The sequence below is a fragment of the Cupriavidus sp. GW822-FHT02D05 genome, assembly GCF_058802485.1.
In genome coordinates this window covers 54423-69055 of record NZ_JBXAOE010000008.1, presented here as the reverse complement: position 1 = coordinate 69055, position 14633 = coordinate 54423, and the positions used below count along the sequence as shown (strand labels likewise).

Below are 14633 nucleotides of genomic sequence, written 5' to 3'. Positions count from 1 at the left end.
AGTGCCCTGGGCTCAATGCTTGGCATTGGCGTTCGCATCGGCGGCGGCAGCGCTTGCCGCGCCAGCCTTGGCCGCGGGCGTCGCTTCCCGCACCATGCTGCCGGCGCGCAGGTTCTGCGCGCCTTCCACCACCACGCGCGTGCCGGGCGGCACGCCGTCGATCACGGCGGCGCTGGCGGTGGAGACTTGCACCTTCACCGGCATCGGCTTGACGCGGTTGTCCGCCTGCACCGCGTAGACAAAGCGGCCTTCCGGCCCCGTCACCACCGCCTGCGGCGGCACCGACAGCGCGTTCTTCAAGGTCTGCACCACGGCGTCCACGTTGGCATACGTCCCGGGCCACAGGCGCTGCTCGTCGTTGTCGAACTGCGCCTTGATGCGGATGCTGCCGTACTGCGGGTCCACCGTGTTATCCACAAAGCTGATCTTGCCGGTCACGGGGGTCTTGCTGCCGTCGTTGGGCAGCGCGGTCACGGCAACAGGGCCGGCGTGCAGCGCCTCGCGCAGCGCGGCGAGCTGGCGCTCGGGCAGGGTGAAGGTGACGGCAATCGGCTGCACCTGGGCAATGGTGACCATCGGCAGGGCGCTGTTGGGCATCACCAGCGAGCCGGGGAACATGTTGATCACGCCGGTGCGCCCGCCGATGGTGGCGCGGATGGCGCCGTAGCTGACCGCCACGCGGCTGGCCTCGATGGCGGCCTGGTCGGCGCGCAGGGTGGCCTCGAAGCCGTCGACCTTGGCCTGGGCCGTATCCACCGCGCTCTTGGAGATGAAGTTGCGCTGCAGCAATTCATTGCTGCGCACCAGCGTGCGGCGGGCATCGGAAAGGTCGGCCTGGTCGCGCATCAGCTGGGCCTGGGCCTTGGCGAGGTTGGCCTCGTCCATGCGGGTGTCGAGCGTGAAGAGCAGGTCGCCCGGCTTGACCGTCTGGCCTTCCTTGATATGCACGGTGCGCACGGTGCTGGACACTTGCGGGCGGATCTCCACCGTGGCGAGCGCGCTCACTGTGCCGTTGGCCGTCACCCGCAGCGGCACGTCGCCCTGCTGCACCACCGCAGTGGCCACCACCACCACAGGCGGCGCCTTGGCCGCCGGCTTGGGCGCCGTCCAGGCACGCCAGCCGAACCATCCGCCAGCAGCCAGCGCGATCAAGACCGCGCCGAGCAACCAGGGCGACACCCCCTTGCCGGTACCCGTGGAAGGACTCCACTTAGCGTCGACGAAGCCCTTGGCCTGGTCGATCCCGTTCGTTTTCATGTGAGGACTCTCTGACAGTGCGCGCAAAATGCGCCCGCTCCCCCGTGGCCCGGCCTTCTGGGAAGCCGGTGCCGCGCCGCGGAAAACCGCTAGTAGTACAGGATCAAGGGCGTTGAAGGCCAGTACCCATGCAATCCGCGCCATTACAAACTATTACAGCGCGAAGGGATACTTGCTTGTATCGAGAGCCAAACATTATCAGAAAAGCAGGATCTGGCGGCCATTGCGTTGCCGCGCGTTGATGCTTTCTATCGACACATCGCGCGGTCCCGGCTTGATGATCACCGCGGCGCCGGCCTGGAGATCGCCGGGGGTGACTACGCTCAGGTAAATGCCGGAATAACCGCTTTGCACCATATGCTTGATCGCATGGCGGTAGCCCATCACGGCGTTGAACTTGTAGCAGGGCTGGCGCGGCGACTCCACCTGGAGCACTACGTCGCCAATGCGCAGCAGATCCCCCACCCACAGATCGGTCTCGAGCACGCCCTCCAGGGTCAGGTTTTCGCCCATGGCGCCTGGCACGAGCGGCTTCTCGGCCTCGGGCAGCCGTGCTTCCCGGCGGCGCGCGTTCCACCAGGCGTAGTGTTCGGCCGGGTAGGCGTAGACCGCCTTGTCCAGGCCACCGTGCACGCTCAGGTCGGCCTGTTCGTCACCCGCCAGCCCCAGCGGACGCACCGCCACCGACAGCGGGTGCAGCAAGGTGCTGAGCGGATGCTTGCGGATGCCGGACATCACCACCGCCTCGGTGCCCACCGCCGCCACGACGAGCGGGACCGCCTTGCCGACGCTGATGGCGATGAGGCGCATGCCGTTGGATGTGCTCATGCCGTCTCCTTGATCCTGTGTCCTTTATCTTAGCGCCGGGATTTTCCAAACAGAGGTATCAAGCGGCTGCCACGTGTGCGGCGCCGCACGGCTGGCGGCATTGTTCGCTTTGTCTGCTTTGTCCAGTGGGTCGATGAGCCGGTTGGCTCAGGCCTGCTGCCGCGCCGTCTCGCGCAGGCACCAGCGCTGCCCCAGCACCCGAGCGCGCTGCGACACCACCAGCGCCAGCAGCATCAGCGCTGCCGCACCCCAGTGCAGGGAGTCGGCGCCGGCGGTTGCGTAGATCGCCGCGCCGCCCATCGCGCCCAGGGCCTGGCCGAGGTAGATGGAAGACGAGTTGAGCGAGATCGATACCGCCGCGCGCTCCGGCGCGAGCGCTACCAGCCGCGCCTGCTGCGCGCTGTTGGTGGCAAAGCCGCCGACACCCCACAGCATGAAGATGAGCACCAGCGCCACCGGCCCCAGTGTCGCCAGCGGCCACAGCAGCATGGCCGCCAGCGAGGTCAGCATGGCGGCCTGAACGATGCGCGCGGGCGTGGCCCGGTCCATGCGCGACGCCGCCAGCACATTGCCGCTGACGCCGCAGGCGCCGTAAGCCAGGAACATCAGGCTGAGCGTGCCGCCGCTGATACCATGCACGTCGCGCAGCAGCGGGGCAATATAAGTAAACAGCGTGAACATCCCGGCCGACTGGATCATGGTGGTGGCCACCACCAGCACCATCGGCGTGTGCCGCAGCACCGCACCCCAGGCCGCCCGGCCCACCGGTTCCACATACAGCCGCGCCGGCAAGGCCCGCCACACGCCCACCGACGCGCCCAGCGCCAGCAAACCCACCAGCCCCATGCTGAAGCGCCAGCCCAGCGCGCTGGCGATCCACGTCCCCATTGGCACGCCCACCACGCTGGCCACGCTCCAGCCCAGGAAAACAAAGCTGATGGCGCGCCCGCGCGTCTGCGCGTTGACTAGCAACGGCAGGGTGGCGGCGGCTTGCGGGGTGAAGATGGCCGCGCCGATCGCGCTCAGCAAGCGGATCGCCATCAGGCTGGCAAAGCTCGGCGCAAAGGCCGCGGCCAGGTGCATCGCGGCATAGACCAGCAATGAGCCCGCCAGCAGCAGCCGGCGGTCGATGCGCGAGCCGAGCGTGGCGAACAAGGGCGCGCCGACGCAGGTCGCCAGCGCAAACACGGAGATCAACTGGCCCGCGGTGCCGGCTCCAAGCTGGAAATCGCCGGCAATGTCATTGAGCATGCCGGTGACGATCATCGCGCCGGTACCGATGACAAAATTGCCAAGGCACAGCATCACGAGCCTGGGATCCATGGCGACGGGGGCGGAGAAGGAGGTGCGGAGGACGAAAAACGCGGCCAGAGGCCGCGCGCGAAGTCCGAGTGTAGCGGTTTTGCCCGGTTCGCGTTGAGCGTAGCGCACTCGCCGGCAGGGAGGCCGGCGGGGCGCTCGCCTGCGGGCTAGCGCTTAGCGCGACAGCGCCGGCGTCAGCGCCTTGGGATTGGCGATGCTGTCATGCTTGCCGCTCAGCACATCGAGTATGTTCTGGAAGGCGATGCGGAAGTACATCTCATAGCTTTCGCGTTCGACATAGCCCAGGTGCGGCGTGCAGATGCAGTTTTCCATGCGCAGCAGGGCGTGGCCCTGCAGGATGGGCTCGGACTCGAACACATCGACCGCCGCCATGCCGGGGCGTCCACGGTTGAGCGCGGCCAGCAGGGCGTTTTCCTCGACCAGCTCGGCGCGGCTGGTGTTGACGAACAGCGCGGTGGGCTTCATGCGGGAGAAGTCGGCCAGCTTGACCAGCCCACGGGTCTCGTCACTCAGGCGCAGGTGCAGCGACAGCACGTCGCTGTCGGTAAACAATTGCTCCTGCGACCCGGCCACGGCCAAGCCGTCCGCGCGCGCGGCGTTCTGCGAGTTCTCGCGTCCCCATACCAGCACATTCATGCCGAAGGCACGGCCGTAGCCCGCCAGCAGCTTGCCGATCTTGCCGTAGCCCCAGATCCCGAGCGTCTGCCCGCGCAGCACCTGGCCCAGGCCGAAGTTGGGCGGCATGGTGGTGGACTTGAGCCCGGACTGCTGCCAGGCGCCATGCTTGAGGCTGGCCACATACTGGGGAATGCGGCGCTGGGCCGCCATGATCAGGGCCCAGGTGAGCTCGGCCGGGGCCACGGGCGAGCCCGCGCCTTCCAGCACCGCCACGCCGCGTTCCGTACAGGCCTCGACATCCACATGGCCGCCAACGCGCCCGGTCTGGCTGATGATCTTGAGCTTGGGGAGTTTTTCCAGCAGTTGCCGGGTGATGCGCGATCGTTCGCGGATAAGCACCACGGCTTCCACGTCGGACAGGCGTGCCGCCAGCTGGCCGACGCCCTTGACAGTGTTGTTGAACACCTTGACGTCATGGCCATCGAGCAGGCTGAAGCACGACAGCTTGCGAACGGCATCCTGATAATCGTCGAGTACGGCAATCTTCATCGGAAACTCTATTTTGGCTATCGCAAGGTGCGCACACCCACATTGCCGCGCACCCATCAACGTTATAGTTTTAGCATCTGCCGCCCGACACCGCACCGAGTGCGCAACGCGGCGGGAACAATCCCGCGCGACGCGAAAGTGAGCCGACGGACAGGCAAACGAGACAATACGGCATGGCCCGGAATCGCGCACAAACATTGCTGCGGAGCAAAAAACAGCGGCGAGCGGCGGTGGTATCCTTGCCGGTTCCGGTGCCGCCCCAGATTGTCGGTCGAGCCTTGCTCCCGTCACCCGGGCCGCGCCGGACAAAGCCTGCCCGGCCCTGCCACAGGCGAAGCGCCACTGTAGCGCAGCCGCGGGGCCTGTCGCGACCTTTTGCGCAGTTCCGGTCGCTGTGCAGTTGTAACGGGATGTGACGATCCTGGTCAGAGCCGCCCTACGCGGCCCGGTGCGGAACCAGCGGCGAATGGCCGCGGTCTGCCCAGGTCATGGGGCGCTGCCAGCCGTCTTCCGACCGCGGCAACCGGCCTGGCTTTGCAAGATTTCCTTTACGCTTTGGAGTAGCAGTATGAACCACCCCGCCATGCAGGGCACGCCCGCACTCAACGTACCGGCCTGGGTCAAGCACCAGAAGCTGGTCGCCTGGGTGGCCGAGTTCGCGGCCCTCGCCAAACCCGACAATATCTACTGGTGCGACGGCTCGCAGCAAGAGTACGACCGCCTGTGCGAGCAGATGGTCGCTGCCGGCACCATGAAGCGCCTGAACCCGGCCAAGCGCAAGAATTCGTTCCTGGCGCTGTCCGATCCGTCCGACGTGGCGCGTGTGGAAGACCGCACCTTCATCTGCTCGCAGAAGAAGGAAGACGCCGGCGCCACCAACAACTGGACCGCCCCGGCTGAAATGCGCCAGACGCTGTCCGGCCTGTTCGACGGCTGCATGCGCGGCCGCACGCTGTACGTGGTGCCGTTCTCGATGGGCCCGCTGGGCTCGCCGATCGCCCACATCGGCGTAGAGCTGTCGGATTCGCCGTACGTTGCCGTCAATATGCGCATCATGACCCGCATGGGCCGCGCCGTGTTCGACGTGCTGGGCACCGATGGCGAGTTCGTGCCGTGCGTGCACACCGTGGGCAAGCCGCTGGCTGCCGGCGAGAAAGATGTGGCCTGGCCGTGCAACCCGACCAAGTACATCGTCCATTTCCCGGAAACGCGCGAAATCTGGTCGTATGGCTCGGGCTACGGCGGCAACGCCCTGCTGGGCAAGAAGTGCTTCGCACTGCGCATTGCCTCCACCATGGGCCGCGACGAGGGCTGGCTGGCCGAGCACATGCTGATCCTGGGCGTGACCTCGCCGGAAGGCAAGAAATACCACGTGGCCGCCGCGTTCCCGTCGGCTTGCGGCAAGACCAACTTCGCCATGCTGATCCCGCCCAAGGGCTTCGAAGGCTGGAAGGTCACCACCATCGGCGACGACATCGCCTGGATCAAGCCGGGCCAGGACGGCCGCCTGTACGCCATCAACCCGGAAGCCGGCTACTTTGGCGTGGCCCCGGGCACCAGCGAGAAGACCAACTTCAACGCGATGGCTACCCTGAAGGAAAACGTCATCTTCACCAACGTGGCGCTGACCGATGACGGCGACGTGTGGTGGGAAGGCATGAGCAAGGAAGCCCCGGCGCACCTGATCGACTGGCAGGGCAAGGACTGGACCCCGGCCATCGCCAAGGAAACCGGCGCCAAGGCTGCCCACCCGAACGCCCGCTTCACCGCCCCGGCAGTGCAGTGCCCGTCGATCGACGATAACTGGGACAACCCGGCTGGCGTCGCCATCGATGCGTTCATCTTCGGCGGCCGCCGCTCCACCACCGTGCCGCTGGTGACCGAGGCGCGCAACTGGACCGAAGGCGTCTACATGGCCGCCACCATGGGCTCGGAAACCACCGCCGCCGCTGCTGGCCAGCAAGGCGTGGTGCGCCGCGACCCGTTCGCCATGCTGCCGTTCTGCGGCTACAACATGAGCGACTACTTCGGCCACTGGCTGGCGCTGGGCAAGAAGCTGGAAGCGTCCGGCGCCAAGCTGCCGGGCATCTACTGCGTCAACTGGTTCCGCAAGGATGAGGCCGGCAACTTCGTGTGGCCGGGCTTTGGCGAGAACATGCGCGTGCTGTCGTGGATGATCGACCGCGTCGAAGGCCGAGGCAAGGGCACCGACCACGTGTTCGGCACCTCGCCCAGCTTCGAGGACCTGAACTGGGAAGGCCTGGATTTCACCAAGCAGCAGTTCGAGCAGGTCACCTCGATCGACCACGCCGCCTGGCAGAAGGAACTGGAGCTGCATGAGGAGCTGTTCACGCAACTCAAGCACAACCTGCCGCAAGCCCTGGTGGATGCCAAGGCCGCGCTGGCCAAGCGTCTGGCTGCCTAAATAACAGGCACATCCACCGAAGCCGTCGAACAGGCCAAAGCCAGGCGCCACGACGACGGCTGTCGCTCCCTCTCCCCTCAGGGGGAGAGGGCCGGGGAGAGGGGTGGCTTAGCTAGGAGCCACTTGAAGCGAAGCCCGTGGTGTTCTCCAGCACGCAGGCATGACGAGCGCCCGCCCTCTCCCCCAGCCCCTCTCCCGCGCGCGGGAGAGGGGAGCGCGACAACGCAGATCCAGCTTCGTCAGCAAGCGCTAAAGCCCACTCCGTCAACTGGAGTGGGCTTTTTTCATTGGGACCCGGTCGGGCCACCCTCCGTGCTCCCTTGCTCCACGGCGAACTTCACCAGCTCCGCGCGGCCTTCGATGCCCAGCTTGCGCCGCAGGTTGAGCCGGTGGGTCTCGATGGTGCGTACCGACACGCCCAGCGCGGCGGCAATGTCCTTGTTGGCCTGGCCGCGGCCGATGCAGTTGAAGATGTCGCGCTCGCGCGGGGTGAGCGCATCGAGCGGCCCGGCGGCCGGGGTTTGCTCGGCCATGCTGCGGGCAATGCGGGCGCTGTAGAAGACGCGGCCGGCCAGCACCGCGGCAATCGCGGCCATTAGCTCGTCGGCGGGTGCATCCTTGAGCACATAGCCGCGCGCGCCGGCTCGGATCGCCTGGCGCACGTATTCGAGGTTGTCGTGCATCGACACGATCAGCACGGCCAGCTCCGGATAGTCCTCATGCAGCGCGGCGGCCAGCGCGATGCCGCCCATGCCTCGCATGCCGATATCGGTAATGACCAGTTCAGGTATGTGCTCGGCGCTGGTCCGCGCCAGCCAGGCCAGCGCCGCCTCGCCGTCGTCGGCCTCGCCCACCACCGTGAGCTCGGGTTGCAGGCTAAGGCGCATGCGCATGCCGTCGCGCACCAGCGCGTGGTCGTCGATCAACAGGACGCGGGCGGGGGCGGGGGTCATGAGCGGGGGTTTCCTTGTGAATCTGGCGAATCCGGCGAATCCGGCGAATCCGGGTTGTGGCGTGTGGCCGACTGCGCCGGCACCACCGGCACCGCCGCGCTCAGCCGGGTCGAGCCCGGGCCGGAGACGATATCGAACTCGCCGCCCAGCGCGGCGATGCGCTCGCGCAGGTTGCGCAGGCCGATGCCGCGCTTCGGATCGAGCTGCATGCGCGCCACGTCGAAGCCGGCGCCGTCATCCTGCACGGTCAGCCGGGTAGCGTTGGCATCGAACGCCAGCCCCAGCGTGACATGGCGCGCATGCGCATGCCGCTCCACATTGGTCAGCGCTTCCTGGGCGATGCGATAGAGGGCTGTGGCCTGCTCGTCAGCGAGTTCGCGCGGCTTGCCCGTGTGCGACACGGAAATCTGCAGCCCGCTGCCTTCCTGCATCTCGCGTGCCAGGTGCTCCAGCGCGGCGAACAGGCCAAGGTCATCAAGCAGGGCAGGCCGCAGGTTGCGCGCCACCCGGCGCACCTCATTGAAGACCGTATCCAGGCGGACCAGCGCCGTGCCAAGCACGGGCGCCACCGACTGGCCCTGGTCCGGGGCCATGCGCAGGCGGTTGGCGGCCGTCTCCAGCAGCAGCTTGACCGACACCAGCAACTGGCTGATGCCATCGTGCAACTCGCGCGACAGCCGCGCGCGTTCCTCTTCCTGCGACTGCACCACGCGCTGCGCCAGCTGCCGCAGCTTGGCGTCGGCCTCGCGGTGCTCGCTCACATTGAGCGCCAGGCCGCTGGCGGCCACCAGCAGGATGCTGATCGCAGCAATCACGCCGATCCACGCCATGGTCTCGCGAATATCGGTCTCCGCCCGCGCATCGAGCTGGCGCAGGGTGCGCTCCACGTCGTCGAGATAAATGCCGGTGCCCAGCATCCAGTTCCACGCCGGCACGGCGACCACGTAACCCAGCTTGGGGGCCAGTTGCTGCGAGGAGGGTTTTCTCCACATATAGCGCACCGACCCACCGCCGGAGCGGGCCGCGGCGATCAGCTTCTGGATGGTGAGCGCGCCCTGCGGGTCCCGCAGGCTCCATAAATCCTGTCCGACCAGCTCGGGCTGGCGCGGGTGCATCAGATTGCGGCCTTGCAGGTCATAGAGGAAAAAATAGCCGTCGGGGCCGTAGTCCAGGCGCGCCAGGGCCTGCATGGCGGCGTCACGGGTGGCCGCATCGTTGTGGCCCGAGCGCACCATCGGCGCGATCGCGCTTTGCGCCAGTTCTACGTAGTGACGCAGCTCGGCTTCCTTGCTCTGCAGGTAGGCCGCCTCGACCAGGGCGCGCTCGTGGCTTGCCAGCTGGGTGGCTTGGTAGCGCACGGCCAGCGCGATGCCGAACATGGCCACGGCGAGCGGCGCGACGGCCAATAACAGGATTTTCTGACGGAGTTTCATCGGGACCGGGGTAAACACGGATGACGCGCAAGCGGCATGCGAGCGTCGATCTACGTAGTAACACGCAGCATCGCTGCGTAGTTCCGCGCTTGTGCCGCCAGGGACGGGTGTCAATACTACACGCCAGACGCACGCGCGCCGCTCAAGCGGCGTAATGCACGCGTCCTGCGCAGTGGGTGCGGCTAGCGTCTATGCTGTTTGCATCGCCCGCCTGCGACGACCAGATCCGGATCTTGCGAGACATACCGGGCGCCGACGGAGACATGGCAGGGACCATCCCGCCACCCCCCCTCCGCCCGCCGCCACCAGGGGACGCCGCCCAGGCGCCCCCCTTGCTTCCGGCACCTGCCGCCGCCGGCATTCCTAAAAATGGTCTGAGGAGACCCTCATCATGAATCGCATCGGGCAACACCTGGTGTGGCTGGCCGTCGCCATCCTTGGCGCCTTCGCCTTTGCCACCGTTGCACTGTCTCGCGGCGAAGCCGTCAGTGCCTTGTGGATCGTGGTCGCCGCGATCTGTATCTATCTGATCGCCTACCGCTACTACAGCAAGTTCATCGCCGAGAAGGTGATGCAGCTCGACCCCAAGCGCATGACGCCGGCCTGGCGCCATAACGACGGGCTGGACTACGTGCCGACCAACAAGGCCGTGCTGTTCGGCCACCACTTCGCCGCCATTGCCGGCGCCGGCCCGCTGGTGGGTCCCGTGCTGGCCGCGCAGATGGGCTATATGCCCGGCATGCTGTGGATCCTGGCGGGCGTGGTGTTTGCCGGGGCAGTGCAGGACTTCATGGTGCTGTTCATCTCCACGCGCCGCGACGGCCGCTCGCTGGGCGACCTGATCAAGTCCGAGATGGGCACGGTGCCAGGCATGATCGCGTTGTTCGGCTGCTTCATGATCATGATCATCATCCTGGCGGTGCTGGCACTGATCGTGGTGAAGGCGCTGGCGGATTCGCCCTGGGGCACGTTCACGGTGGGGGTGACGATTCCTATCGCCCTCTTCATGGGCATCTACACGCGCTATATCCGCCCGGGCCGCATCGGCGAGGTGTCGGTGATCGGCTTCGTGCTGCTGATGCTGGCCATCATCGGTGGCCAGTACGTGCATGAAAGCGCGGTGCTGGCACCGTTGTTTACGTACGACGGCAAGGCGCTGACGTGGATGCTGATCATCTACGGCTTTATCGCTGCCGTGCTGCCGGTGTGGCTGCTGCTGGCCCCGCGCGACTATCTCTCCACTTTCCTGAAGATCGGCACCATCATCGCGCTGGCCATCGGCATCCTGATCGTGGCGCCGGAGTTGAAGATGCCGGCGTTCACCCAGTTCGCCAAGGGCGGCGGCCCGGTGTGGTCGGGCAACCTGTTCCCGTTCCTCTTCATCACCATCGCCTGCGGCGCGGTGTCGGGCTTCCACGCGCTGATCTCCTCGGGCACCACGCCCAAGCTGCTTGAGAGCGAAGCGCATATGCGCTTTATCGGTTACGGCGCGATGCTGGCCGAATCGTTCGTGGCCATCATGGCGCTGGTCGCGGCCTCGGTAATCGAGCCGGGTGTGTACTTCGCCATGAACAGCCCGGCAGCCGTGATCGGCACCTCGCCGGAATCGGTGGCCCAGGTGGTGTCGGGCTGGGGCTTCGTGATCACGCCGGATGTGCTGATCCAGACTGCCAAGGACGTTGGCGAGAACTCCATCATCTCGCGCGCCGGCGGCGCACCGACGCTGGCGGTGGGGATTGCCCACATCCTGCACCAGGTGGTGGGCGGCCAGGCCATGATGGCCTTCTGGTACCACTTTGCCATCCTGTTCGAGGCGCTGTTCATCCTGACCGCGGTGGACGCGGGCACCCGCGCCGGGCGCTTCATGCTGCAGGACCTGCTGGGCAGCTTCGTGCCCTCGTTCCGCCGCACCGACTCGCTGCCGGCTAACCTGATCGCCACCGCGCTGACCGTATCGTTCTGGGGCTACTTCCTGTACCAGGGCGTGGTTGACCCGCTTGGCGGCATCAACACGCTGTGGCCGCTGTTCGGCATCTCCAACCAGATGCTGGCCGCGGTGGCGCTGGTGCTCGGTACCTGCGTGCTGGTGAAGATGAAGCGCGGGCAATACGCCTGGGTCACCCTGGTGCCCACCATCTGGCTACTGATCTGCACGCTGACCGCCGGCTGGCAAAAGCTGTTCGACGCCGATCCCAAGGTCAGCTTCCTGACCCACGCGGCCAAGTTCAGCGACGCCATCGCCCAGGGCAAGGTACTGGCCCCGGCCAAGTCGATGGAGCAGATGCACCGCATCGTCTTCAACGACTACCTGGATGCCGGGCTGTGCGCGCTGTTCATGTTCGTGGTGCTGTCGATCGTGTTCTACGGTTTCAAGACCGCGATGAAGGCCCGCGCGGAAAACCGGCCGACCGACCGCGAAACCCCGTTTGAACCGATGCCGGCTTCGGCTTCGGCACAGCATTGAGTGCGTGCGCTGGCCACCGGCCAGCGCTCACCCGATGTCGGGATTGGAATTGGATTTGGAAACAGGAGATCCATCATGCTTGAGCAACTTGGAACCATGGGACGCTACCTGGGCCAGTCCCTGCGCCTGATGGTGGGTTTGCCGGATTACCAGACCTATGTGGCGCACATGGAGGCCACCCATCCCGACCGCGAGCCCATGACCTACGAGGCGTTCTTTCGCGAACGGCAGGAGGCCCGCTACGGCGGGGGGCAGGGAAAATGTTGCTGATCTGCACGTGGCACGCGGTTCGCTCAGGGGGGGAATGCGAGTGCGCGTAGCCGCACAACAGTCCTAACCCCGTAGTAACTCCGCGCTTCACGCCGTTAAAGAACGGGCCGCCAATTCTGGCGGCCCGTTTTACGTTTCTGCAGCGGTTACAGGGCCTTACACGTGGTTACAGCAAGCTCGCGGCTACATCTCTACACTTGCGTCACAGTTGCTCAACCCAAGGAAGAAGAACATGTCTCGGCATCCCGTTCGCAGTTTCACCCTGGCCATCGCCCTGGCGGCATCCGCGCTGCCGGTGTTTGCGGGCGATATGAATAATGCCCTCGGCGGCGCACTCGGCGGTGTCGCCGGCGCGGCGGTCGGTGGCGCGCTCGGCGGCTCGACCGGTGCGGTGATCGGCGGCGCGGTTGGCGGCGGCGCAGGCGGTGCGGTCACGTCCAACCGCCGCGAGCGCACTGGCGCCATCATCGGCGGCGCGCTGGGCGGTGGCGCAGGCACGGCAGCGGGCAACGCCATGGGCGGGCGCACCGGCGGCCTGCTGGGTGCAGCGGTTGGCGGCGGTGCGGGCGCCGCGCTGGGCGGCAACGTCTCGCGCAGCAACTCCTACGCGGACGAGCGCGGCCGTGGCTATCGCGACGACCGCTACTACCGCAGCGGCTACAAGCGCAAGCACGGCCGTGGCCACCACCATCACGACGACTGATCTGGCTGGCGCAGGCGGGGATCATCCCCCGCCCGCCGGCAGCCGGCCTGCGATGCCGGCAACAAGAACGGGCCATGACTGGCCCGTTTTTTTATGCCGTGATTTATGTCGCTGCGGCCCGAAAACCTCGCCGGAGGTATCATGCATCACCCGACACCGACAAGCGTGTACAACAAAGCGGTGCCCCAAAAGCAAACACGCCCGTACCGGCGTGGTACGGGCGTGTCCTCCAGTTAGTACGGAGAAGGCGCTTTCGCACCCTCCCCGTCGGCCTGTGGAGATCAGCCGAAAGGGGCGAAACCGCCATAGGACGCGGTTCCCGCCGACAGGCCGCCTGAATTACAGGGCAGCGGCGCCGTCGGTAAATACGTCGAACTTGCCGGCCTTGGCGCCGTCGGTGTACGGGTCGAACTTGCCAACGCGGGCACCGTCCGTGAACGGGTCGAACTTGCCGGCACGGGCGCCGTCGGTGAAGCTGTCGAACTTGCCAGCCTTGCCGCCGTTGCTATAGACCGAGGTCTGGGTGGCGCGGGCGCCATCGGTGTAGGGGTCGAACTTGCCGGCCTTGGCAAAGGCGGGGGCGGCGGTCAGGGCGGCTGCGAGCGTGGTGGCAGCGGCGATCAGGGCGAAACGTTGGCTTTTCATGATTGAATCCTTTCCACAGGCAGGACACCTAGTCTTCTCAGCAGCCTTCGCTGCAATGCGGCATCCGATGGCTCCATATTAGGTATTTCCCTGATATGAATAAACATTGCCCCCGACAATGATTAGTTGTAGTTTCAACAATAAATAACCCACTTTCCGTAAAAGTTCGCGGGCAAGACTGGAGACTATGTCATGGACCGGTTGCAATCGATGCGCGTCTTTTCCAAAGTGGTCGAACTGGGCAGCTTTGCTCGTGCAGCGCAACAATTGGAAATGTCCAATGCGGTAGTCACGCGCTACGTAGCCGACCTGGAGAGCCACCTTGGCACGCGGTTGCTGAACCGCACCACCCGCAGCCTGTCGCTGACTGACGCCGGGGAGACCTACCTGCAGCGTTGCCAGCAGATCCTGGAAGATGTGGAGGAGGCCGAATCGGTAGTGACGGCGCGCAGCCAGTCGCTCTCGGGCACACTGCGGCTGGTGGCGCCGGTGATGTTCGGCCTGCACCTGCTGCCCGCCACGCTGGCACGTTTCCAGGCCCTGTATCCCGAGGTGGTGTTCGACGTGCTGTTATCGGACCGTATCGTCGATATCGTCGAAGAGGGGCGCGACGTAGGCGTGGTGTTGTCCGACCTGGGGCTGGGCTCGCACCTGGTGGCGCGCCCGCTGATCTCGGCAGAGATCATCCTGTGCGCCTCGCCAGGCTACCTGCGCCAGCACCCGCCGCTGCGCCAAGCGCACGAACTGACCAACCACCGCTGCATTGCGATGCGCATCCCCACCGCTGAGCATGAATGGACGCTGTCGGGCCCGGAGGGCGAGGTAACGGTGCCGATCCGCCCGGGCCTGCTGTGCAGCAATGCCGAGTTGGCGCACCAGGCGGCGCTGGCCGACATGGGTGTGGCGATGCTGTCTGCCTATCTGGCGCGGCCGAATATTGAAGCGGGGCGGTTGACGCACATCCTCCAGCAATACCGACTGCCGAAGCGCGATGTCAGCGTGGTCTATCCCAGCCGCAAGTTCCTGCCGACCAAGGTCCGCGCCTTTATCGATTTCCTGCTCGAAGAGGGCAAGATCCGCAACGACAACCAATAAGGGGACCGCAGGATCGAGGGCTACTAAAGGGGGGGAAGGGAAGCGCGGAGCCGGCGTCCTGCCGGCTCCG

Annotated in this window: 12 protein-coding genes; 5 read left to right on the top strand and 7 right to left on the bottom strand. The window is 66.2% G+C overall.

The window, feature by feature from the left end:
* Positions 1 to 12: 12 nt before the first annotated feature.
* The 4 genes from AC1RQK_RS12525 to AC1RQK_RS12510 all read right to left on the bottom strand — a co-directional run bounded on the left by AC1RQK_RS12525 (position 13) and on the right by AC1RQK_RS12510 (position 4575).
* Positions 13 to 1257, bottom strand: a complete 1245-nt coding sequence (locus AC1RQK_RS12525) for an efflux RND transporter periplasmic adaptor subunit (protein WP_492375460.1) — start codon at positions 1255 to 1257, stop codon at positions 13 to 15.
* 198 nt (positions 1258 to 1455) lie between these two features.
* A complete protein-coding gene (locus AC1RQK_RS12520; RefSeq protein WP_492809214.1) occupies positions 1456 to 2085 on the bottom strand; it encodes an MOSC domain-containing protein in 630 nt (209 codons plus the stop codon).
* Between the two features lie 147 nt (positions 2086 to 2232).
* Complete coding sequence (locus AC1RQK_RS12515) at positions 2233 to 3408, bottom strand: MFS transporter (protein WP_492809213.1); 1176 nt, start codon at positions 3406 to 3408, stop codon at positions 2233 to 2235.
* Positions 3409 to 3561: 153 nt separating this feature from the next.
* Complete coding sequence (locus tag AC1RQK_RS12510) at positions 3562 to 4575, bottom strand: D-2-hydroxyacid dehydrogenase family protein (protein ID WP_492809212.1); 1014 nt, start codon at positions 4573 to 4575, stop codon at positions 3562 to 3564.
* Positions 4576 to 5143: 568 nt separating this feature from the next.
* Between AC1RQK_RS12510 and AC1RQK_RS12505 the strand changes: the two genes are divergently transcribed.
* Complete coding sequence (locus AC1RQK_RS12505; protein ID WP_492375464.1) at positions 5144 to 7000, top strand: phosphoenolpyruvate carboxykinase (GTP); 1857 nt, start codon at positions 5144 to 5146, stop codon at positions 6998 to 7000.
* Between the two features lie 284 nt (positions 7001 to 7284).
* On the opposite strand, the gene AC1RQK_RS12500 is transcribed toward AC1RQK_RS12505, so the two are convergent.
* The gene (locus AC1RQK_RS12500) at positions 7285 to 7953 is read right to left on the bottom strand and encodes a response regulator (RefSeq protein ID WP_492809211.1); all 669 of its coding nucleotides are present in this window, start codon (positions 7951 to 7953) and stop codon (positions 7285 to 7287) included.
* Positions 7950 to 9386, bottom strand: a complete 1437-nt coding sequence (locus AC1RQK_RS12495) for a cache domain-containing protein (protein ID WP_492809210.1) — start codon at positions 9384 to 9386, stop codon at positions 7950 to 7952. Before AC1RQK_RS12495 ends, AC1RQK_RS12500 begins: the two co-directional genes overlap by 4 nt.
* A 391-nt stretch (positions 9387 to 9777) precedes the next feature.
* Between AC1RQK_RS12495 and AC1RQK_RS12490 the strand changes: the two genes are divergently transcribed.
* The 3 genes from AC1RQK_RS12490 to AC1RQK_RS12480 all read left to right on the top strand — a co-directional run bounded on the left by AC1RQK_RS12490 (position 9778) and on the right by AC1RQK_RS12480 (position 12823).
* The gene (locus AC1RQK_RS12490; protein ID WP_183035997.1) at positions 9778 to 11850 is read left to right on the top strand and encodes a carbon starvation CstA family protein; all 2073 of its coding nucleotides are present in this window, start codon (positions 9778 to 9780) and stop codon (positions 11848 to 11850) included.
* 75 nt (positions 11851 to 11925) lie between these two features.
* Positions 11926 to 12120 (top strand): YbdD/YjiX family protein, encoded by a 195-nt coding sequence (locus tag AC1RQK_RS12485; RefSeq protein ID WP_006162283.1) that lies wholly within the window; start codon positions 11926 to 11928, stop codon positions 12118 to 12120.
* Between the two features lie 232 nt (positions 12121 to 12352).
* Positions 12353 to 12823, top strand: coding sequence for a hypothetical protein (locus AC1RQK_RS12480; protein WP_043350936.1), 471 nt, complete (start codon positions 12353 to 12355; stop codon positions 12821 to 12823).
* A 339-nt stretch (positions 12824 to 13162) separates the two neighbouring features.
* On the opposite strand, the gene AC1RQK_RS12475 is transcribed toward AC1RQK_RS12480, so the two are convergent.
* Entirely contained in the window at positions 13163 to 13468 is a 306-nt protein-coding gene (locus AC1RQK_RS12475; protein ID WP_150987611.1) for a hypothetical protein, read from the bottom strand.
* A gap of 192 nt (positions 13469 to 13660) precedes the next feature.
* Here AC1RQK_RS12475 and AC1RQK_RS12470 point away from each other — a divergent pair, with 192 nt between their 5' ends.
* Entirely contained in the window at positions 13661 to 14563 is a 903-nt protein-coding gene (locus AC1RQK_RS12470; RefSeq protein WP_150987609.1) for a LysR family transcriptional regulator, read from the top strand.
* Positions 14564 to 14633: the final 70 nt, after the last annotated feature.